General features: G+C 66.3%; 17 protein-coding genes and 4 tRNA genes. 17 read left to right on the forward strand and 4 right to left on the reverse strand.

Annotated features, from left to right (window positions below):
* The first annotated feature begins 246 nt into the window (after nucleotides 1-246).
* The 7 genes from HAV22_RS09400 (at nucleotide 247) to HAV22_RS09430 (ending at nucleotide 7,035) form a co-directional block, all read left to right on the forward strand.
* The gene (locus HAV22_RS09400) at nucleotides 247-843 is read left to right on the forward strand and encodes a MarC family protein (protein ID WP_166858840.1); all 597 of its coding nucleotides are present in this window, start codon (nucleotides 247-249) and stop codon (nucleotides 841-843) included.
* A gap of 19 nt (nucleotides 844-862) precedes the next feature.
* Nucleotides 863-1,315 carry an FKBP-type peptidyl-prolyl cis-trans isomerase gene (locus tag HAV22_RS09405; protein WP_166858842.1) on the forward strand — a complete coding sequence of 151 codons (453 nt, stop codon included), beginning with the start codon at nucleotides 863-865 and terminating at the stop codon, nucleotides 1,313-1,315.
* 16 nt (nucleotides 1,316-1,331) lie between these two features.
* Nucleotides 1,332-1,487, forward strand: a complete 156-nt coding sequence (locus HAV22_RS09410) for a hypothetical protein (RefSeq protein WP_166858844.1) — start codon at nucleotides 1,332-1,334, stop codon at nucleotides 1,485-1,487.
* An 18-nt stretch (nucleotides 1,488-1,505) separates the two neighbouring features.
* The gene (locus HAV22_RS09415; RefSeq protein ID WP_166858846.1) at nucleotides 1,506-2,006 is read left to right on the forward strand and encodes a glycosyltransferase; all 501 of its coding nucleotides are present in this window, start codon (nucleotides 1,506-1,508) and stop codon (nucleotides 2,004-2,006) included.
* A gap of 88 nt (nucleotides 2,007-2,094) precedes the next feature.
* Nucleotides 2,095-4,353 (forward strand): ATP-binding protein, encoded by a 2,259-nt coding sequence (locus HAV22_RS09420; RefSeq protein ID WP_166858848.1) that lies wholly within the window; start codon nucleotides 2,095-2,097, stop codon nucleotides 4,351-4,353.
* Nucleotides 4,354-4,561: 208 nt separating this feature from the next.
* Nucleotides 4,562-6,451: a S53 family peptidase gene (locus HAV22_RS09425; protein ID WP_166858850.1), complete on the forward strand. Its 1,890-nt coding sequence runs from the start codon at nucleotides 4,562-4,564 to the stop codon at nucleotides 6,449-6,451.
* Nucleotides 6,452-6,486: 35 nt separating this feature from the next.
* Nucleotides 6,487-7,035 carry a PEP-CTERM sorting domain-containing protein gene (locus HAV22_RS09430; protein WP_166858851.1) on the forward strand — a complete coding sequence of 183 codons (549 nt, stop codon included), beginning with the start codon at nucleotides 6,487-6,489 and terminating at the stop codon, nucleotides 7,033-7,035.
* Here HAV22_RS09430 and HAV22_RS09435 read toward each other — a convergent pair whose 3' ends face one another.
* Nucleotides 7,036-7,407, reverse strand: a complete 372-nt coding sequence (locus HAV22_RS09435; protein ID WP_371869587.1) for an aldo/keto reductase — start codon at nucleotides 7,405-7,407, stop codon at nucleotides 7,036-7,038.
* A gap of 449 nt (nucleotides 7,408-7,856) precedes the next feature.
* Nucleotides 7,857-9,953, reverse strand: coding sequence for an excinuclease ABC subunit UvrB (uvrB, locus tag HAV22_RS09440; RefSeq protein ID WP_166858853.1), 2,097 nt, complete (start codon nucleotides 9,951-9,953; stop codon nucleotides 7,857-7,859).
* Nucleotides 9,954-10,060: 107 nt separating this feature from the next.
* Here uvrB and HAV22_RS09445 point away from each other — a divergent pair, with 107 nt between their 5' ends.
* The 4 genes from HAV22_RS09445 to HAV22_RS09460 all read left to right on the forward strand — a co-directional run bounded on the left by HAV22_RS09445 (nucleotide 10,061) and on the right by HAV22_RS09460 (nucleotide 13,932).
* Nucleotides 10,061-11,272, forward strand: coding sequence for an amino acid aminotransferase (locus tag HAV22_RS09445; RefSeq protein WP_166858854.1), 1,212 nt, complete (start codon nucleotides 10,061-10,063; stop codon nucleotides 11,270-11,272).
* A gap of 46 nt (nucleotides 11,273-11,318) precedes the next feature.
* Nucleotides 11,319-11,394, forward strand: a tRNA-Asn gene (locus HAV22_RS09450).
* Between the two features lie 84 nt (nucleotides 11,395-11,478).
* Nucleotides 11,479-11,554, forward strand: a tRNA-Asn gene (locus HAV22_RS09455).
* A 185-nt stretch (nucleotides 11,555-11,739) separates the two neighbouring features.
* Nucleotides 11,740-13,932, forward strand: coding sequence for a cellulase family glycosylhydrolase (locus tag HAV22_RS09460; RefSeq protein ID WP_166858855.1), 2,193 nt, complete (start codon nucleotides 11,740-11,742; stop codon nucleotides 13,930-13,932).
* A gap of 4 nt (nucleotides 13,933-13,936) precedes the next feature.
* Here HAV22_RS09460 and HAV22_RS09465 read toward each other — a convergent pair whose 3' ends face one another.
* Both HAV22_RS09465 and purT read right to left on the reverse strand, forming a co-directional pair.
* Nucleotides 13,937-14,245, reverse strand: a complete 309-nt coding sequence (locus HAV22_RS09465; RefSeq protein WP_166858856.1) for a hypothetical protein — start codon at nucleotides 14,243-14,245, stop codon at nucleotides 13,937-13,939.
* Between the two features lie 4 nt (nucleotides 14,246-14,249).
* Nucleotides 14,250-15,461, reverse strand: coding sequence for a formate-dependent phosphoribosylglycinamide formyltransferase (gene purT, locus HAV22_RS09470; protein ID WP_166858857.1), 1,212 nt, complete (start codon nucleotides 15,459-15,461; stop codon nucleotides 14,250-14,252).
* 113 nt (nucleotides 15,462-15,574) lie between these two features.
* Between purT and HAV22_RS09475 the strand changes: the two genes are divergently transcribed.
* The 6 genes from HAV22_RS09475 to HAV22_RS09500 all read left to right on the forward strand — a co-directional run bounded on the left by HAV22_RS09475 (nucleotide 15,575) and on the right by HAV22_RS09500 (nucleotide 20,007).
* Nucleotides 15,575-15,650 (forward strand) — tRNA-Asn (locus HAV22_RS09475).
* Nucleotides 15,651-15,717: 67 nt separating this feature from the next.
* Entirely contained in the window at nucleotides 15,718-16,887 is a 1,170-nt protein-coding gene (locus tag HAV22_RS09480; protein WP_166858858.1) for a serine hydrolase domain-containing protein, read from the forward strand.
* The gene (locus HAV22_RS09485; protein ID WP_166858859.1) at nucleotides 16,880-17,980 is read left to right on the forward strand and encodes an acyl-CoA dehydrogenase family protein; all 1,101 of its coding nucleotides are present in this window, start codon (nucleotides 16,880-16,882) and stop codon (nucleotides 17,978-17,980) included. Before HAV22_RS09480 ends, HAV22_RS09485 begins: the two co-directional genes overlap by 8 nt.
* 22 nt (nucleotides 17,981-18,002) lie before the next feature.
* A tRNA-Asn gene (locus HAV22_RS09490) sits at nucleotides 18,003-18,078 on the forward strand.
* Between the two features lie 73 nt (nucleotides 18,079-18,151).
* Nucleotides 18,152-18,700, forward strand: a complete 549-nt coding sequence (locus HAV22_RS09495) for a hypothetical protein (RefSeq protein WP_166858860.1) — start codon at nucleotides 18,152-18,154, stop codon at nucleotides 18,698-18,700.
* An 89-nt stretch (nucleotides 18,701-18,789) separates the two neighbouring features.
* The gene (locus HAV22_RS09500) at nucleotides 18,790-20,007 is read left to right on the forward strand and encodes a YeeE/YedE family protein (RefSeq protein ID WP_166858861.1); all 1,218 of its coding nucleotides are present in this window, start codon (nucleotides 18,790-18,792) and stop codon (nucleotides 20,005-20,007) included.
* The last annotated feature ends 53 nt before the right edge of the window (nucleotides 20,008-20,060 follow it).

Consider the following 20,060-nt stretch of genomic DNA (forward strand, 5'->3'; position numbering starts at 1 on the left):
TGGATCAAGGCTCTCAAGAAATTCGGTCTGATCGACCAACCTGCCTGAGTCGCGAGCTGCACAATTTTTGATGGCCTACCCCGGCCAGGCATCCGCACGTCTTTTGGATACGTTCTTTCACGTTACGCGTCTGCTCACCACGCGTCTGCTTACTACGCGAGCGGCCTCCGCCCACCAAACGCGTGCGGACCACGACCTGTATAGATCGGTTAATATCGACGGGTCGCAAGAACAATAACAACGCCCATGACCCAAAGCTTCTTCCAGACCTTCATCCTGCTGCTGCTCGTCACGGACCCCTTCGGCAACGTCCCCCTGTTCGTGACCGCGCTGAAGGACGTGGCCCCGGCCCGCCGCCCGCGCATCGTCGTGCGCGAATGCGCCATCGCCTTTCTCCTGCTGTTGCTCTTCATGTTCTTCGGCCGCCACTTCCTCGCGGCGCTGCAACTGACCGACATCTCGCTGCGCATCGGCGGCAGCGTCATCCTCCTGATCATCGCCATCCGCATGATCTTCCCGCACCCGGACGGCGTGCTCGGTCGCAGCGAAGGCGGCGAACCGTTCATCGTGCCGCTCGCGATTCCGGCGCTGGCCGGGCCGTCGGCGCTCGCGACCGTGCTGCTGTTCACGTCCGGATCGATCGAGGAGGTGATGATCCACGTGGCCGCGCTGGCCGCCGTCGCCGCCATCTGGCTGATCGTCTTCCTCGGCGCCGAGCGCCTGCAGAACGTGCTCGGCACGCATGTCATGACGGCGTTCGAGCGCCTGATGGGCCTGATCCTGACGGCGATGTCGATCGAGATGCTGCTGGGCGGCGTGCGCGCCTTCGTCAAGACCCTCTGACTTTCACAAGGATTCAACCATGAACACGATGCTCCGCGCCGGTGTCCTCGGCCTCGCACTCACCCTGTCGCTCGGCGCTTGCAAACGCCGCGAAGCAGCGCCGTCCGCGCCCGCCAAGGCCGACTCGTCCGCCGTCAGCTTCCAGAAGATCGACACGACCGTCGGCACGGCCGCCGAAGCGACGCCCGGCAAGCGCGTCACCGTCAACTACACGGGCTGGCTGTACCTGCCGGACGCGCCCCAGCACCACGGCGAACAGTTCGACAGCTCCGTCGGCCGCAAGCCGTTCACCTTCCAGCTCGGCAGCGGCATGGTCATCCCCGGCTGGGACCAGGGCGTCGCCGGCATGAAGGTGGGCGGCAAGCGCACGCTCGTCATTCCCGCCGCGCTGGGCTACGGCGCGGAAGGCGGCGGCCCGATCCCGCCGAACGCGAACCTGATCTTCGACGTCGAACTGCTCGACGTGCAGTAGATCCGCCGCGGCGACCATGCACGCGTGGATGCACACGCCGCAGGGCGAGCTGGCGGAGGCCGTGCACGGCATCGGCTTCTATTCGACCGTCGACGAGCCGGGGCCGCCCGCGCAGCCGCACCTGAACCGGTTCCCGGCGATGGTGTACTGCAGCCTCACGTTTTCGCGCTAGGAGCGGTCGCGCTGCCTGATGAGACGGGCGAACTGCGCGCCATGGCCGACTGGTCTGTGTCTGCGCGACCCGATTGCTCCCGCGCGCACGCTCGCGGACCTCGCGGCCGAACTGGGTTATGCCGACTGGTCCGCGCATGCGGAACTCACGGGCGCGTGGCACGTGCCTGCGCGCGCAGACTGGCGTGCGCCGCAGGCCCTGCTGGACTTTCTGGAGGCGGGGCCGCCACCCGTGTACATCGGCTTCGGCAGCATGGCGGGGATCGATCAAGCGACGCTCGTCGATGCCGTCTCGGCCGTGGCTGCCGGGCGGCGCGTGCTGTTCCATCCTGGCTGGAGCGGTATCGATCCGGCCCGGTTGCCGGAGGGCGTGTTCGTACTGGGCGACACGCCGCACGACTGGCTGCTCCCGCGCACGGCGCTCGTCGTCCACCGCGGCGGTGCCGGCACCAGCCACGCGGTCGCGCGCACGGCCGTCGACCGCCTGCTGGGCAGCGCCGCGCGCCGGCTCGACGGCTGACGGCGCAATGTTGGCTGATCGGACACTTCTTCGGTATATACTGGAATTCCCAGCCGGATTCCCCGCCCCAGAAACGATTGGCCTGCACATGAATCTGTCGCTCTCCCGCTCGACGGCGCTCAGCTATTATCTGGTGATCGCCTTGCTGCTGGCGACGCCAGCGTTGCTGCTCTGGCAGCACTTCGGGATGATCCGCACCATCGAGATTTCGCCCCTGCACCCGCACGGGGTCACGGTCGCCGACGACCGGCGCGAACTGAACGGCAATTCCGTTGCCTCGCTCATCGTGACGCCGGATGCCATCGTCATGCACTGCCAGCTCGGCGCGGCAGCTCAATACCCGTTCTGCAAGCTGCAATTCGCGCTGGGCGAACCGCGCCAGGGCGTGGACCTGTCCCGGTTCGACACGATCGAGTTCGACCTGCGCTACGCGGGCCGGACACCCGGCATCATCAAGCTGCACGTCCTGAATTTCGAACCGGAGTTTTCCCGGCCGGGCGACTGGAACTCGCAGCGGTTCAACGAGGCCGAGATCGAGCCGCCCGCCGAGCCCACGTTCACCATCCCCGTCAACGTGCTGCGCACGGCGGATTGGTGGCGCACGTTGTACAAGGTGCCGCTGTCCAAGACCTATACCCGGCTCGACCGCGTGACGGCCGTGGAGATCTCGACGGGCGCCGTCCCGGCCGGACAGTCGATCACGATCGAGCTGCGCTCCCTCCGGTTCCGCGGCAAGTGGATGTCGACGACGACGCTCCTGGCCGGCCTCGTGGTCGCGTGGATCGGCTGCGGGCTGTTCGCTCTGGCGCAGGGGCTGCTGCACTACCGGTCGGGCCTGTCCGCCAGTAACTCGCGGCTGGAACACCTGGCCGCCGTCGACCGGGACCGCAAGGCGGCCGAGGCGGCGCGCGAGGAGGCGCTGGCCGAGGCCGTCGGGCTGGCACGCCAGCGCAGCAATTTCCTCGCGCAGATGAGCCATGAATTGCGCACCCCCCTGAACGCCATCATCGGCTATGCGCAGTTGCTGCGGCGCGACCGGCACCAGTTGAACGAACGGCAGGCCGTCGGCCTCGCCACCATCCACGAGAGCGGCCAGCACCTGCTCACGCTGATCAACGACATCCTCGACCTGGCGCGGGTCGAGGCGGGCAAGATGGTGCTGCATCCGACGGCCATCCACCTCGGCACCTTTTTGCAGGTCGTCGTCGACATCATGCGCGTCAAGGCCGAGGAAAAAGGTCTCGCGTTCCATTACGAACCGGCGCCCGACCTGCCGTCCGCCGTGACGGTCGACGAAACGCGCCTGCGCCAGGTGCTGCTGAACCTCTTGGGCAATGCGGTGAAATTCACCGACCACGGTACGGTGTCGCTGCGCGTGCTGCCGGCGCCGCCGGGCGACGACGCGCTGGCGCGGCTGCGTTTCGAAGTGACCGACAGTGGCATCGGCATGAGCGCGCAGCAGGTCGGCCGCCTGTTCCACCCGTTCGAGCAGGTGGCGGACGCCCGCCGGCGCGAGGGCGGCACGGGCCTCGGTCTCGCCATCAGCCAGCAGCTGGTGCGCCTGATGGGCGGCACGATCACGGTCGTGAGCCAGGCGGGCAGGGGCAGCACGTTCGCGTTCGAACTCGCCGTGCCGATCGCCACCGGCAGCCCCGCCATGCAGCCGTCGATGCACGCCATCGTCGGCTATGAAGGCGAACGCAAGCGTGTGCTGGTCGTCGACGACGTCCCGCAGAACCGCGCGATGCTGATGAGCCTGCTGCAAGAGCTGGGGTTCGTCGTCGCCGCCGCCGAGAACGGCATGGAGTGCCTCGTCGTGCTCGACAGCTTCAAGCCGGACCTGATCGTGATGGACGTCATGATGCCTGTCCTCGACGGCAACGAGACGACGCGGCGCATCCGCCAGCTGCCGGCGTGGAAGACGATCCCGATCATCGCCGTCGCCGCCAGCGCCGGCCGCGACGACGAGGCGCGCAGTCTCGACGCCGGTGTCGATGCGTTCCTCGCCAAGCCCGTCGAGCACGACGTCCTGCTGCGTACCATCGGCACGCAGTTGTCGCTGACGTGGATCGCCGGGCTGCCGGCGCCGGAACCGCACGCCGCGGACGACGAGGACGACACGGCGCTCGTCGTTCCGCCGGCCCAGGAGATCGAGGTGCTGTGGCAGCTGGCGCGGCTCGGCAATATGCGCAAGATCCGCGAGCGCGCCAGCTACCTGCAGGCCCTCGACCCCGCGTACGCGCCGTTCGCGAACCGCCTGCACACGCTGGCGCAGGGCTACCATTCGAAAGACCTGGCCGCGTTCGTGGAGCGCTACCGCACGGAGAGCGCGGTACCGCCGGCGTGACCGATTTGATTGCGATCAAACATTTGTGTGTCGAAAAAATTTACACAAATGCAAATTTTTTGACACAAATAACGTGACAGGAGGATGACAAGCTTTTGATTAATTGAGGAAATGACTCTTGGTTACAGAAAATGGCATACGGCTTGCTTGACTGGTCGATGTCCTGCCCCATGCGGGCAGACGTCCAACAACCATCAGGGAGTCCGCATTGAAAACGCTCACTGCAATTACCGTTGCCATCGGTGTGTTGACCAGTTCGCTGGCTTACGGCGCCACGACCTCCACCCAGTTCCACGTCGACAAAGACGCGCGCATCGTCGATCTCGGGCTCGCGCCGCAGTCCGAAACGCGGCAGATCACATTGTCGCTGGCCGTCAAGAACCTCGCCGCCATGGAAGCCCATGTCGCGTCGCTCGCCGACCCGGCAAGCCCGAACTACCGCAAATTCCTCACGCCGGCCCAGGTCGGCAGCCTGTACGGCCAGGACGCCGCCACCGTGGCCCAGGTCGTCAACTTCCTGAAGGCGCAGGGCCTGACGGTGACGAAGGTCCACGCGAACAATCTCTTGATTTCCGCGCAGGGCACGAATGCGCAGCTCGCGGCCGTGTTCGGCAGCCCCATCCACGCCTACCAGGCGCAGGGCCGCACGTACGAGGCGCCCGCGAGCGCGACCGCCGTGCCCGCCAACCTGGCCGGCATCGTGAAGTCCGTGCACGGCCTGGACGGTCGCCCGCTGTTCCGCAGCAACGTCGTCCGCCAGCCCGCGACGGGCCCGTCCGCGGCCGAAGCGAAGCTGGTGCCGACCCGCATCCCGACGCCGAACGCCACGCCGGCATCGCTGCCGGGCGAATACACGGTGCTGGACCTCGCCGCCAAGTACAACGTCACGCCGCTGTACCAAGCCGGCGTGACGGGCGCGGGCAAGACGATCGGCATCGCCACCCTTGCTGGCTACCGCCAGTCCGATGCGTACGGCTACTGGAATGCGCTGGGGCTGCCGGTGGCGTCGAACCGCATCACCGACGTGCTCGTCGACGGCGGGCCGCTGCCGGACGACGGCCCCGGCAGCGGCGGTGCCGGCGAGACGACGCTCGACGTCGAGCAGTCGGGCGGCGTCGCGCCGGGCGCCAACATCCGTGTGTACCTGGCGCCTAACCAGGGCAATGGCTTCCTCGACATGTTCGCCGCGGCCATCGACGAGAACCTCGTCGACACCCTGTCCGTGAGCTGGGGCGCGGCCGAGATCTACAACAGCGCCGCGGACCTGGAAGCGTTCCACAAGGTCTTCCTGCAGGCCGCGCTGCAAGGCATCCCCGTGATCGCCGCGTCCGGCGATGCCGGTGCGTTCGACATCAACCGCAACTTCCCGTATCCCGACTGCACCACATTGCTGTCGGCGGACCACCCGGCGTCCGACACGGCGGTCCTCGCCGCCGGCGGCACGACGTTGCCGCACACGCAGGTCCACAAATACGGCTCCATCACGATCCCCACCGAGCGCGCCTGGGGCTGGGACTACCTGCGCAACTACATCACGCAGTACTACGGCCAGACCACGTACTACACGACCTATTTCCCGGTGGGCGGGGGCGGCGGCGTGAGCGTCGACTTCCCGCGTCCCGCGTACCAGAACGCGCTCGCGGGCGTGATGACGAGCGCCGCGGCGCAAAGCCTGTACTGCAAGGCGTCGGTGGTCGGCGACCCGGGCTCGGGTTACGAAGACCTGATCGACCTGCCGCCCGGCGCCCCCGGACGCAACCTGCCGGACGTGTCGCTGAACGCCGACCCGTACACCGGCTACCTCGTCTACTTCGAAGGGCAGTGGGGCGCGGGCAACGGCGGCACGAGCTTCGTGGCGCCGCAGCTGAACGGCATCTTCACCTTGATCGCGGCCGGTACGAACAGCCGGCTGGGGCCGTTGCATCCGAAGCTGTACGGCGCGTTCAAGACCTATGGCTACGGCGCCAAGTCGCCGTTCCGCGCCATCACGGCGGGCACGAACCTGTACTACAAGAGCACGAGCACGTTCAATCCCGCGACGGGCCTCGGCTCGCTCGACGTGACGAACCTCGCGCGCGCCTTCGGCGTGAACCTGTGAACCGGCAGCCCGACAACCTTTACGAAAGACTTGCGATGAAATCGATCAAACACGCTCTGGTGGGCCTCGTGCTCGCGACCTGCGCCGTCGTCAACGCCTCCGCCACCCCGACGTTCAGCGACGCGTTCTTCGTCGTGCCCGTCTTCGGTCCGACGACGACGCAGACCTGGGACTTCGGCATCACGGAGCCCGGCGCGCAGGCTGGCGACACGTTCCTGTACGACTTCCTGTTCAACACGCCGCCCGAGCCCGCGTGGTTCACGTTCGCCGTGTTCCCCGACGTGGCCGGTTCGCTGGCGTTCTCGGACCTCGGCTTCTTCGCCGGCGACTTCGTGACGCCGATCGACGCGCTCACCTTGTCGTTGACGAGTGGCTTTGTCGCCGGCAGCGGCACGATCACGAGCGGCACGTACGACGTGCGGCTGGCCGGGACGTTCCTCGCGGCCGGCGCCGGCTTCACGGGCCACGCGTTCTCCGACGTGCCGGAGCCGGTCAGCCTCGCGCTGATGGCCGCCGGCCTGGCAGGCATGGGGGCTGCGCGCCGGCGCCGGACGGCGAAGGAGGAGGCCGCGCACGCGTCCTGATCAGTCGACCCCGCTGCCCGTGCCCTCCACGAGCACGGGCGCGCGATAGCCGGCCGGCTTGTCGCCGACGCGGGCGCCACCGTACATCATGCCCTGCATCGCATTCGTGAAGAAGTAGTACGGGAACGGCGTCGCGGGCCGGCTGGCGTCGTCCAGGCGCTGCACGAGTTCGGCGGGCAGTCCGAAGTCGAGCGCGCCGAGGTTCGTCGTCATTTGCTCCGGCCGCGACGCCCCGACGATCACGCTGGCCACGCCCGGACGGTCCGCGACCCAGTTGAGGGCCACTTGCGCCAGCGGCCGGCCGACGGCATCCGCGACCTGTTTCCGCTCGTCGACGATCTGGAAATTGCGCTCGGTGAGGTGCTGCCCCATTCCGCACCGAAGGTCATCGCGCCCAGCAACAGGCGGCTCACGCGCAGGCCCGTGCGGCCGAGGATGTAGCAGATGGGTTGGATCATGTCGTTCTCTTCGTCGATGGATGAACGACATGGCAATGAGCGCGATAAGAAAGAAAAACTGCCATAACCTTGATCGTGACGAGCAGCGTCGCGACGGCCAGCGCCGCGCTCGACGGTCTCGGCATCGCGTACGTGTTCGCGCGGCAGGTGGAAGCCGATGTGGCCGCCGGCCGGCGCGTGCCCGTGCTCCCGGCCTGCTGGCCCACGTTCACGGGGTTTCACCTGTATTACCCGACACGAAGACAAATGCCCGCGAAGTTGCGGGCACTTATCGATTACTGTGCCCACCAAACGTTCGGGGACCGGATGCGCTTGGTGGGCTCAGGGAGCCCACCCTACGTAAAATACGGCTCCAGCCGTTTTTTACTTGCCGAGGATGGACACCACGTTGTCCGCCCCCGGCGCGCCGAACGCCTGCTGCTTGAGGACGTGCAGTTGGTCGCGCACCTGCGCGGCCTTCTCGAACTCGAGGTTCTTGGCGTGGTCGACCATGAGCTTCTCGAGGCGCTTGATCTCTTTCGAAATCTGCTTCTCGCTCATGCCCTCGACCTTGGCGGCATCCTCCGACAAGCCGACGTCGTTCAGCATGGCCTTCTGCGCGGCCGCGCTGTAGACGCCGTCGATCATTTCCTTGATCTTCTTCTGCACGCCCTTCGGAATGATGCCGTTCGCCTCGTTGAACGCGATCTGCTTGGCGCGGCGGCGTTCCGTCTCGTCGATCGCGCGCTTCATCGAATCCGTGATCTGGTCCGCATACAGGATCGCCACGCCGTTCAGGTTACGGGCCGCGCGGCCGATGGTCTGGATCAGCGAACGCTCCGAGCGCAGGAAGCCTTCCTTGTCGGCGTCCAGCACGGCCACGAGCGACACCTCCGGCAGGTCGAGGCCCTCGCGCAGCAGGTTGATGCCGACGACGACGTCGAACGTGCCCAGGCGCAGGTCGCGCAGGATTTCCACGCGCTCCACCGTGTCGATGTCGCTGTGCAGGTAGCGCACCTTGATGCCGTGGTCGGACAGGTATTCCGTCAACTGCTCGGCCATGCGCTTCGTCAGCGTGGTGACGAGCACGCGCTCGTCCTTCTTGATGCGGTCCGTGATCTCGCCCATCAGGTCGTCCACCTGCGAACGCGCGGGCTTCACGATGACCTGCGGGTCGACGAGGCCCGTCGGGCGCACGACCTGCTCGACGACGTTGTCGGCTTTTTCCTTTTCGTAGTCGGCCGGCGTCGCCGAGACGAAGATACACTGGCGCATCTTGTTCTCGAATTCCGAGAATTTCAGCGGCCGGTTGTCGAGCGCGGACGGCAGGCGGAAGCCGTAGTCGACGAGGTTCACCTTGCGCGACCGGTCGCCGTTGTACATGGCGTTCAGCTGGCCGATCATCACGTGCGACTCGTCCATGAACATCAGCGCGTCCTTGGGCAGGTAGTCGATCAGGGTGGGCGGCGGCTCGCCCGGCATCGAGCCGGACAGGTGGCGCGAATAGTTCTCGATGCCCTTGGTAAACCCGACTTCGGCCAGCATCTCGAGGTCGAAGCGAGTGCGCTGTTCGAGGCGCTGTTCTTCCAGCAGCTTGCCTTGCTGGCGGAATTCTTCCAGGCGGTCGCGCAGCTCGGCCTTGATGGAGTCGACGGCCTTCAGCACCGTCGCGCGTCCGGTGACGTAGTGCGAGCCCGGGTACACGGTGAAGCGCGGGATCTTCTGGCGCACCTTGCCCGTCAGCGGGTCGAACAATTGCAGCGATTCGATCTCGTCGTCGAACATCTCGACGCGGATCGCGAGCTCGGCATGCTCGGCGGGGAAGATGTCGATCGTGTCGCCACGGACGCGGAACGTGCCGCGCGCGAAGTCCATTTCGTTGCGCGTGTACTGCATCTGGATCAGGCGCGCGATCACGTCGCGCTGCGCGACCTTGTCGCCCGTGCGCAGCGTGAGAATCATCTTGTGGTACTCGTTCGGATTACCGATACCGTAGATCGCCGACACGGTGGCGACGATGACGACGTCGCGCCGCTCCATCAGCGACTTCGTGCACGACAGGCGCATCTGCTCGATGTGCTCGTTGATCGACGAGTCCTTCTCGATGAACAGGTCGCGCTGCGGCACGTACGCTTCCGGCTGGTAGTAGTCGTAGTAGGAGACGAAGTACTCGACGGCATTCTGCGGGAAGAACTCGCGGAACTCCGCGTACAGCTGGGCCGCGAGCGTCTTGTTCGGGGCGAACACGATGGCGGGCCGGCCCGCGCGCGCGATGACGTTGGCCATCGTGTACGTCTTGCCGGAACCGGTCACGCCGAGCAGCGTCTGGTACATCAGGCCGTCCTCGATGCCCTCGATCAGGCCCTCGATCGCCGTCGGCTGGTCGCCGGCCGGAGGGAAGGGCTGGTGCAGCTTGAACGGTGAATTCGGGTACGTGATGACGGTGGGTGCTGGTGAATTTGCAACCGATAAATCTGCCATTGGATCAGACCTTTGCTAGAATGAGAATCCGCCTGCGATCTGGCACGGTCCAGACCGCCTATCTATACAACCGCTGCGAACCCAGCCGACAAACCAAGTTTATCACGATGAATTCCCCAGCTTCTGCCAGCATCTTCAGCGCCATCGCCATGGCTCCCCGCGATCCGATCCTCGGCATCACCGAGGCCTTCAACGCAGATACGAACCCCGCCAAGATCAATCTGGGCGTGGGCGTCTACTACGATGACAACGGGAAAGTGCCGCTGCTGCAATGCGTTCAGCAAGCGGAAGCGAAGTTGATTGCGCAGCCGACGCCGCGTACCTACCTGCCGATCGAGGGCCTGGGCGCGTACGACAAGGCTGTGCAAGAACTGGTATTTGGTGCCGACAGCGCCGTAATTCAAGAGAAACGTGCGGTCACCGTGCAAGCCATCGGCGGCACCGGCGCGCTGAAGATCGGCGCCGACTTCCTGAAGCGCTTTTCGCCGGACTCGCAAGTCTACATCAGCGACCCGAGCTGGGAAAACCACCGCGCGCTGTTCGAAAGCGCCGGCTTCACCGTCAACAACTACGCGTACTACGACGACGCCACGCACGGCGTCAACTTCGAAGGCATGCTGGCCTCGTTGAAAGCGATGCCTGAAGGTTCCGTCGTCGTCCTGCACGCCTGCTGCCACAACCCGACCGGCGCCGAACTGAACGCCGACCAGTGGGGCCAGGTGATCGACATCGTCCGCGCCAACAACCTGATTCCGTTCCTCGACATGGCCTACCAGGGCTTCGGCGACGGCATCGCGGAAGACGGCGCCGTCGTGCGCCGCTTCACCCAGACCGCGGGCCCGCTGCTCGTGTCGAACTCGTTCTCGAAGTCGTTCTCGCTGTACGGCGAGCGCGTGGGCGCGCTGTCCGTCGTCGCCTCGACGGCGGAAGAGGCCGCTCGCCTGCTGTCGCAGCTGAAGCGTATCGTCCGCACCAATTACTCGAACCCGCCGACGCACGGCGGCAAGGTCGTCGCGACCGTCCTGTCCACGCCGGAACTGCGCCAGCTGTGGGAAGACGAGCTGGCCGGCATGCGCGTCCGCATCAAGCAGATGCGCGACGAGCTGGTCAAGAAACTGGCCGAAAAGGCACCGGGCAAGGACTTCGGCTTCGTGCGCAAGCAGGTCGGCATGTTCTCGTACTCGGGCCTGACGAAGGACCAGGTCGAGAAGCTGCGCGCCGAATCGATCTACGCCGTGGACACGGGCCGCATCTGCGTGGCCGCGCTGAACTCGAAGAACATCGATACCGTCGTTGACGCGATCGCAAAAGTTCTCTAAACTCTTGCTTCTTTCGCTGCGGCATCTGTCGTAGCGAAAGATCTTTTCCCTGATAGCTCAGTCGGTAGAGCGACGGACTGTTAATCCGCAGGTCCCTGGTTCGAGTCCAGGTCGGGGAGCCAAGATTCAAAGCCTCGGTAGGGCGTGCACGATAGGCAACTTGCCTGTGCAAGCGCAGTACCAGAGGCTATAATAGCAACACCTATTCCCTGATAGCTCAGTCGGTAGAGCGACGGACTGTTAATCCGCAGGTCCCTGGTTCGAGTCCAGGTCGGGGAGCCAGAATTCAAAAAGGGCATCGAGAAATCGATGCCCTTTTTTCGTTTTGGCGTCCTTGCCGGCCAGGCCCGCCACGCTTCACGTCACGGGATTTTCGAAGCCACCTGTCGAAAAACGGAATTGAACTCATGCATGCGATTGCCAATGATGTGTTCTTTGGTCCGTTGTACGACTATGTGGAGTGAGGAATGAACAAGACAGTGATGTGCCTCGTGGTGGCCGTCGCCACGGCGCTGGCGGGATGTGGTGGCGGTGGCGGGGCCTCGGCGGCTACGAGCGGCTCGGGTGGCACCACCGGCACGGGCGGCACCACGGGGACGGGAACACCGAGCCAGCCGGCGACAACCAGCGTCGGCGCCGTGAACGCGACCGGTGCCGATTTCGCGACCGCAGCCACGCCGCACCTGAACCAGCAAGCCTATTTCCAGGTTACGGGCAGCAACCTGCCCGCCGGCGTGACACTCTCCATGGACGGCTGCGCCGACATGAACACGGTCTCCACCAGCGCCACCGAGGTGCGCTTCAAGTGCACGCCGGTGGGCGTGGCCGGCACCCGGGCCGTCACGGTGATGGACAAGCCGGGCGGCACGACGCTGTCCACCAGTTCGGTCGCCGTGCAGGCCGCGACGCCGGCCGGCGACGACGTGCCGCTGCCGATGCCGACCTATGGCTTCAACCTCGGCAATTCGCTTGAGGCCATCTGGGGCTATTCGGTGCCGACCCAGGCCGTGTTCAAGTCCGCCGCGAAGTCCGGATTCAACGCCGTGCGCATCCCGTGCGCCTGGATGAAGAACGCCGACGCCGCGGGCAACATCGATCCCGCGTACATGGCAAAGGTCAAGCAGGCGGTGGACTGGAGCATCGGGGAGGGGATCTACGTGATGATCAACGTCCACTGGGACGGCGGCTGGTTCGACAGCAATATCGGCGACACGGTCGACCCCGCGCTGGACGCGAAAGTGCGCAAGGTCTGGTCGCAGATCGCGACGACGTTCGCCGGCTACGACAACCACCTGTTGTTCGCGGCCGCAAACGAGCCGGACATCAAGACGCCCACGAAGATGAAGACGCTGATGTCGTACTACCAGACCTTCGTCGACACGGTGCGCGCCGCCGGCGGCAAGAACCCCAGCCGGTGGCTCATCCTGCCGATCCAGGGCGACGCGTCGTGGATCGCCGGCATGCCGGCCGACTCGACGCCGCATCGCCTGATGCTCGAATTCCACAACTACACGCCGTCGCTGTTCACGATCATTCACGAGGATCAATCGTGGGGCAAGGCCATCTATTACTGGGGTACTGCGTATCACAACCCGGCCGACCCGACCCGGAACGCGACGTTCGGCGAGGAGGGCGACATCGACTGGGGCTTCCAGCAGTTGAAGGAACAGTTCGTCGACAAGGGCATCCCCGTGCTGATCGGCGAATTCCAGGCGGCGTCGACGCCGGGCCTGACGGGCGATGCGAAGACGTGGAACAGTGCGTCCGCGCTCTACTGGAACAAGTTCGTGGGCGATTCCGCGCGCGCGCACGGCCTCAGCCCGTTCTACTGGAGCACGCCGAACGCGCCGTTCACGTACGACAGCGCCGGCACCATCACGAGCCCGGACGTCGTCAGCGTCCTGACCGGCGGCGCCGCACCGCCGCCGCCGAACGGCGCACCGTATGCGGTGACGGGGCTCGCCGCGACGGGCGGCACGGGAAAGGTGTCGCTGGCATGGAATGCCGTCGCCGGCGCCGCCAGCTACAGCCTCTACCGCACGTCGAAGTCGGGCTCCGAGCCGGCCACGGCGTCCGTCACCGGCATCACGGGCACGTCGTACACGGATACCGGCCTGAACGACGGCACCACGTATTACTACCGGGTCGTCGCCGTCAACGGTTCGGGCGCATCCGGCTTCTCGACGGAAGCGCATGCGGCCACGTCCGGCACCAACCCCGATCCGGCGCAGTTCTCGTTCGAAACCGACGCCCGGGCATGGACGCCGAGCGGCGCGCAGATCAGCGGCGTCGCCACGTCCACCGCCCAGCACTATGCGGGCAGGCAGTCGATGGCGGTGAATTTCGGCGGCACGTCGGGCGGGACGTCGTCGGTGGATGCGAGCTATATTGTCGTTGCTCCTGGCGCGGCGGTGACGTTCCACGTGTGGGTCCCGGCCGGCAGTGCGATCACGACGATCGAGCCGTACGCGACGGACTACAACTGGGGCTGGACCTCGAATCCGACCGGCAGCTTCACGACCGGTGCGTGGAACACGGTGACGCTCACCGTGCCGCCGACCGCCATCACGCCCCTCAACCGGCTCGGCCTGCGATTCACGACCAGTGGCGCGTGGACCGGTTCCGTCTACGTCGATTCGATCGACTGGACGGCGCCGTAGGAACCTATCGTTCGCGAACCGGAAGCGTTTGGTGGGCACGGGGTGCCCACCCTACAATGTTCGCATTGCCGTAAATGTTCGCATTGCCGTAAATGTTCGCATTGCCGTAAATGTTCGCATTGCCGTAAATGTTCGCATTGCCGTAAATGTTCGCATTGCCGTGAATGTTCGCGTTGCCGTGAATGTTCGCATTGCCGTGAATGTTCGCATTGCCGTGAATGTTCGCATTGCCGTGAATGTTCGCATTGCCGTAAATGTTCGCATTGCCGTAAATGTTCGCATTGCCGTAGGGTGGGCACCCCGTGCCCGCCATCACATCAGCGGCCCGAGACCGGTTTCACTTTCGCGGCCGCTTCCAGCGCCCGCGCGCGCGCCGTGTCGACGTCGTCGGCGGTCGCCAGCGCCACGGCCATGCGGCGGCGCGCGAACGATTCCGGTTTGCCGAACAGGCGGATGTCGCTGCCCGGCACGCGCAGCGCGTCCGCGACGCCTTCGAACGCGATGCCCGCTTCCTCCAACTGGCCGTAGATCACGGCGGAGGCGCCGGGCGCGCGCAGCGCCGTGTTCACGGGCAGGCCGAGAATCGCCTTCGCGTGCAGTTCGAACTCGCTCTGCACCTGCGTGGCCATCGTGACCATGCCCGTGTCGTGCGGGCGCGGGCTCACTTCCGAGAACCACACCATGTCGCCCTTGACGAACAGCTCGACGCCGAACACCCCCTGGCCGCCCAGGTTCGCCGTGACCTTTTCCGCGATCTCCTGCGCGCGCTGCAGCGCGAGCGGCGCCATCGGCTGCGGCTGCCACGACTCGACGTAGTCGCCATGCACCTGCTTGTGGCCGATCGGCTCGCAGAAGCGCGTCTCGACGTTGCCGTCGGCGCCGACGGCGCGCACGGTCAGCAACGTGATCTCGTAGTCGAAATCGATGAAGCCCTCGACGATGACGCGGCCCGCATCCACGCGCCCGCCGGACGCGGCGTAGTTCCACGCGTTCTCGACGTCGGCCGCGCTGTCCAGCTTCGATTGGCCCTTGCCCGACGACGACATCACGGGCTTCACGACGTTCGGAAAACCGATCTCGGCACACGCGGCCTTCAGCTCGTCGAGGCTCGACGCGAAGCGGTAGGGCGACGTCGCCAGGCCGAGTTCCTCGGCAGCGAGGCGGCGGATGCCTTCGCGATTCATCGTCAGCTGCGCGGCGCGCGCGGTCGGGATGCAGGTGATGATGCCGGCCGCTTCCAGCTCGGCCAGCTTGGCCGTCGCGATCGCCTCGATCTCGGGCACGACGAGGTCCGGCCGCTCGCGCTCGATCAGCGCGGCCAGCGCGTCGCCGTCCGTCATGTCGATCACGTGCGCGCGGTGCGCGACCTGGTGGCCGGGCGCGTTCGGATAGCGGTCGACGGCGATCACCTCGATACCGAGGCGTTGCAGCGACATGATGACTTCCTTGCCGAGCTCGCCGGAGCCGAGCAGCATGACTTTCGTTGCGGAAGGGGAGAGCGGGGTGCCGAGGGTGCGTGCAGTCGTCATTGGGAAATAAGGGTGGGTCACAAAGAGTGGCGACTATAGCAAACCACGCCGCCGGGCGCACGCCAGGCCGGCATTTGGCAATCGCCGATTTCCTGCTATAATATTGCCTCAATTCCCTGATAGCTCAGTCGGTAGAGCGACGGACTGTTAATCCGCAGGTCCCTGGTTCGAGTCCAGGTCGGGGAGCCAGAATGCAAGGCCTTGCGAGCGATCGCAAGGCCTTTTTCGTTTGGGGATGCAGATGATTGAAATCCTGATGGCACCAAAGCGCAGCGTCGTGGCCCTGCTGGGTATCGCGGCCCTTGCAGCCAGCCTGTTCTGGCATGCGCCCGCGTCGGCGCGCAGCGACTGTGCCGACTATTTCCTCAATCCGCAGGATCGCTATCCGCACAACACGGCCGGCGCCGCCGCGGCGCCGTTCCCGCTCAAGCCGGGCCCGGCGCTGGGCGACGTGACCTACAAGCTGCGCGACGATCCGGCCACGTACACGCTCGAGCAATACCTGACGAAATTTTGCACCACCGGATTTCTGGTCCTGAAAGACGACCGGATCGTATTCGAGCGCTATTTCCAGGGCCGCAAGCCGAGCGACAGCCTGCTGTCCGCCTCGATATCGAAATCGATACTCGCGTTGTTGATGGGAATCGCCGTCGGGGACGGCAAGCTGGCGCTCGACGACAGAGTCGCGACGGTGCTGCCGGATTTCAAGGACAGTGCGTTTGCGGACGCCACGGTCGAAGACCTGCTGCGCATGTCGTCGGGCGTCGCGCTGGTGAACTCGTTCGAGCCCGGCGTGCACTCCGATAACCAGGCGCTCAATCCGATCATCGCGCCGCGCCAGAACGTGCACGACTACTTGAAGGCAAAAAAGGAGCGCGCCGCGGCGCCCGGTACGGAATTCAAATACAACGGCGCGCAAACCGCCTTGCTGGGCCTGATCCTGGCCCGGCGCCTGAACACGAACAACCTGACCGCGTATCTCGACGACAAGCTCTGGATGCCCATGGGCGCCGAGGCGAACGGATATTGGATCAAGAACCATGACGGTGATGAGGGCGTGCAAGGACAGTTCGCCGCAACGCTGCGCGACTACGCGCGGCTGGGCTATCTCGTCATGAACCAGGGCCGCGTGGACGGCAAGCAGATCGTCCCCGCCGACTGGATTGCGAAGATGACCGAGCTGCGGCGCGATAAACCGCAGCCGTCGCACCCGCCGTACTACGGACTGCAGATCTGGATACCGCAGGCGGCCGGAGGGCGCTCGATGTTCTGGGGCGTCAACGGCCAGAACATCTTTATCGATCCCGTGGCCCGGGTCGTGATCGTGCATACGGGGAACGGTCCGCACGCGGAGTTCGACGGCAACCGGCACCTGTTCGCGTTGCGCGACGCGATTGTCCGCCACTTGAGCGCGTCCCATGACTAACCTGTCTCCGCTCGCGCCGCGCGACGCCACCCGTATCGCCTGCCACGCGGCGGCGGCCGACCGCGACGGCTGGCTCCATCCCGTCCAGCAGGCGTTGATCCACCGGCGCGGCTGGTTGCGCATGCTGGCCCCGCGCGCCGTCGGCGGGGAAGAGCGTCCGCTGCCGGACGTCGTGCGGCTCGAAGAGGCGATCGCCCGCGTCGACGGCAGCACCGGCTGGACGGTGACCTTGTGCGCCGGCGCCGGCTGGTTCGCTGGCTTCCTGCCGCCGCACCTCGCGCGCGCGATCCTGGCGACGCCGCGCGCCTGCCTCGCGGGCAGCGGCGCCCCGACAGGCCACGCGGATCGCGAGGGCGACGGCTGGCGCATCGACGGCGAGTGGGATTACGCGAGCGGCGCGCCGATGGCGACGCACTTCACGTTCAACGCTTACTTGCGCGAGAACGGCCAACCGCTGTTCGACGCGGACGGACAGCCGCGCATGCTGGCGTTCGTGGTGCCGAAGGCCATCGTCGAGATCGTGCCGCGCTGGCGCTGCGTGGGCCTCGTCGCCACGGCGTCGCACGCCTACCGCGTCCGTGGCGCGTGGGTCCATGCGGACCACGGCTTCGTCATCGACCCGGCCGCCGCGCGCGCGCAAGGCCCGCTGTACCGCTTCCCGTTCCTGCCGTTCGCGTTCGTCACGTTGGCGGCGAACGTCGCGGGCATGGCGGCCCATTTCGTCGACCTCGCGGCCGCATGCATCGCGCGCCGGCGCAACCGCTTCGGGCAGAACGAACCGCTGATCGAGGTACCGGCCGTACGCGCCGCGCTGGACGGCGCGCGCGACCGCCTGGACGACGTGCGCGGCAGATTCTATGCGCTGCTCGATGCATGCTGGGCCGACGTGGCGGCTGGCGGCAGCGTCGCGGACGCGCAGGCCGCGCAGATGCAGGCACTCGCGCAGGAATGGGTCGCGGCGGCGCGGCACGCGGTCGACACCTTGTACCCGTACTGCGGTCTCGTCGCGGCAAGCCGGGACAGCGACATCAACCGCGTGTGGCGCGATTTCCATACGGCCTCGCAGCACGCGCTCTTGATGCCGCAGGGTTGAGCCGCTATAATGCGGCCTCCTTTCCCTGATAGCTCAGTCGGTAGAGCGACGGACTGTTAATCCGCAGGTCCCTGGTTCGAGTCCAGGTCGGGGAGCCAGAATTGAAAAGGCCGTGTATTGTTCTGCAGTACACGGCCTTTTTGCCGTCCAGTTCGCGACGAGGAGATGACGATGTCCGGAAAGCGATCGAGCGCGCTGGCGCTGGCGGCCCTCCTGACGAGCGGCTGCACCCTGAACTCGACGGTGCCGCTGGCGACCGGCGGCGCCCCTCGTGCGGGCCGTGCCGTGATCGTCTACGGCATCGGTGTCGACGGCCCGTGGGCTTACCCCAACTTCAGCGTACAACTGACCGAATACAGCGTCGAGCAGCAGGCCATCACGGGCAATTGCTTCCGCTTCAACCGGGTCGACGCGATCGTGCCGGCCACGGCCATCGGCATCCGTTATTTCGCGTTCGACGTGGCGCCCGGCAGCTACGTGTACAGCCCCATGAACGGCGCGCAGCCGAACGGCGAGCCCGTCGCCTTCCGGGCGCCGGCGGGCCGCGCCGTCTACCTCGGCGATTTCGTCTACGGCAAGGATGGGCGTGTCACGCGGGGCGGCAATCTCGACGGGGAAAAATCCGCGATCCGGCAGGCGCTGCCGGCCGTGCCGGACGACCTGACGGTCGCGGACACGGTCGTCGTCGCGGCACCGAAGCCGTTCCTCTGCGCGCCTTGAGCCGCCGCGGGCAATCCGCCGGCGTCGTCAGCAGCAAACAAAAAAACGAGCGAAAATAACGAGTTACGTTATTCAGAGATCGTTTTCAAATGTCTAATGCTGCTTCATCAACCCTCCCGCGCGGTGTCGGCCTCAATCCGAAACCGCTCGGCGTCTCCCTGCTGCTCATCCTCCTCGGCGCCTGGTACCTGGCGCAGACCGTCGATACGAAACACGCCGCGCTGTTCGTCGTCGGCGCGCTGCCGGGTCTCGCGCTGTATCACGCCGCGTTCGGCTTCACGTCCGCATGGAGGGTGTTCATCGCCGACGGGCGCGGCGCCGGCCTGCGCGCGCAGATGATCATGCTCGCCGTCGGCGTCGCGTTGTTCTTTCCGGCACTGTCCGCAGGCACCTTGTTCGGCAATCCCGTCTCGGGCCTCGTGTCGCCCGCGGGCATGTCCGTCGTTGTCGGCGCGTTCCTGTTCGGCATCGGCATGCAGCTGGGCGGCGGTTGCGCGTCCGGCACGTTGTACACCGTGGGCGGCGGCAGCACGCGCATGATCGTCACGCTGGCCGCGTTCATCATCGGCTCCGTCGTCGCCACGGCGCACATGCCATTCTGGACGGCGCTGCCGCACCTGCAGCCCGTCTCGCTCGTGAAAACGCTGGGCTTGCTGCCCGCGCTGCTTCTGAACTGGGCCGTGTTCGCGCTGATCGCGGTGGTCACGGTCCTCGTCGAGAAACGCCGCCATGGACGGCTCGTCGCGCCCGAGCTGCGGCCCGCGCAGGCGTCGCCGTGGCTGCACGGCCCGTGGCCGCTGGTGGCGGGCGCCATTGCGCTCGTCGTGCTGAACTTCGCGACGCTCGCGCTGTCGGGCCGGCCGTGGGGCGTGACGTCCGCGTTCGCGCTGTGGGGCGCGAAGGCCGCGCAGCTCGTCGGCATCGACACGGCGAGCTGGACGTACTGGTCGACGAAGGCGAACGCCGCCGCGCTGGCCGCGCCCGTGTCGCACGACGTGACGTCCGTGATGGACATCGGCATCGTGCTCGGCGCGATGCTGGCGGCCGCGCTCGCGGGCCGTTACGCGCCGCAGTGGCGGGTGCCGCTGCGTTCGCTCGTCGCGGCCGTCGTGGGCGGCCTGCTGCTCGGCTATGGCGCGCGCCTCGCGTACGGCTGCAATATCGGCGCCTACTTCAGCGGCATCGTGTCGGGCAGCCTGCACGGCTGGCTGTGGCTCGTCGCCGCGTTCGCCGGCAACGTCATCGGTACGCGGCTGCGGCCGCTGTTCGGGCTCGAGGTCGAGCGGGTGAAGCCGAGCGGCTGCTGAGCCGTTTTACCTGTCAGTACGGGCCGTATGAAAAACAGCGGTCCGCTGCAAGC

Source organism: Telluria antibiotica (assembly GCF_011682055.1).
Classification (GTDB): Bacteria; Pseudomonadota; Gammaproteobacteria; order Burkholderiales; family Burkholderiaceae_D; genus Telluria; species Telluria antibiotica.

Excerpts from the sequence above, each read along its gene's own strand:
- HAV22_RS09415 (WP_166858846.1), top strand. The coding sequence starts at position 1,506 with ATGAGACGGGCGAACTGCGCGCCATGGCCGACTGGTCTGTGTCTGCGC.
- HAV22_RS09410 (WP_166858844.1), top strand. The coding sequence starts at position 1,332 with ATGCACGCGTGGATGCACACGCCGCAGGGCGAGCTGGCGGAGGCCGTG.
- HAV22_RS09430 (WP_166858851.1), top strand. The coding sequence starts at position 6,487 with ATGAAATCGATCAAACACGCTCTGGTGGGCCTCGTGCTCGCGACCTGC.
- HAV22_RS09400 (WP_166858840.1), top strand. The coding sequence starts at position 247 with ATGACCCAAAGCTTCTTCCAGACCTTCATCCTGCTGCTGCTCGTCACG.
- HAV22_RS09465 (WP_166858856.1), bottom strand. The coding sequence starts at position 14,245 with ATGGCGGGCACGGGGTGCCCACCCTACGGCAATGCGAACATTTACGGC.
- HAV22_RS09485 (WP_166858859.1), top strand. The coding sequence starts at position 16,880 with ATGACTAACCTGTCTCCGCTCGCGCCGCGCGACGCCACCCGTATCGCC.
- HAV22_RS09435 (WP_371869587.1), bottom strand. The coding sequence starts at position 7,407 with ATGGGGCAGCACCTCACCGAGCGCAATTTCCAGATCGTCGACGAGCGG.
- purT (WP_166858857.1), bottom strand. The coding sequence starts at position 15,461 with ATGACGACTGCACGCACCCTCGGCACCCCGCTCTCCCCTTCCGCAACG.
- HAV22_RS09460 (WP_166858855.1), top strand. The coding sequence starts at position 11,740 with ATGAACAAGACAGTGATGTGCCTCGTGGTGGCCGTCGCCACGGCGCTG.
- HAV22_RS09445 (WP_166858854.1), top strand. The coding sequence starts at position 10,061 with ATGAATTCCCCAGCTTCTGCCAGCATCTTCAGCGCCATCGCCATGGCT.
- HAV22_RS09480 (WP_166858858.1), top strand. The coding sequence starts at position 15,718 with ATGGCACCAAAGCGCAGCGTCGTGGCCCTGCTGGGTATCGCGGCCCTT.
- HAV22_RS09405 (WP_166858842.1), top strand. The coding sequence starts at position 863 with ATGAACACGATGCTCCGCGCCGGTGTCCTCGGCCTCGCACTCACCCTG.
- uvrB (WP_166858853.1), bottom strand. The coding sequence starts at position 9,953 with ATGGCAGATTTATCGGTTGCAAATTCACCAGCACCCACCGTCATCACG.
- HAV22_RS09420 (WP_166858848.1), top strand. The coding sequence starts at position 2,095 with ATGAATCTGTCGCTCTCCCGCTCGACGGCGCTCAGCTATTATCTGGTG.
- HAV22_RS09500 (WP_166858861.1), top strand. The coding sequence starts at position 18,790 with ATGTCTAATGCTGCTTCATCAACCCTCCCGCGCGGTGTCGGCCTCAAT.
- HAV22_RS09495 (WP_166858860.1), top strand. The coding sequence starts at position 18,152 with ATGTCCGGAAAGCGATCGAGCGCGCTGGCGCTGGCGGCCCTCCTGACG.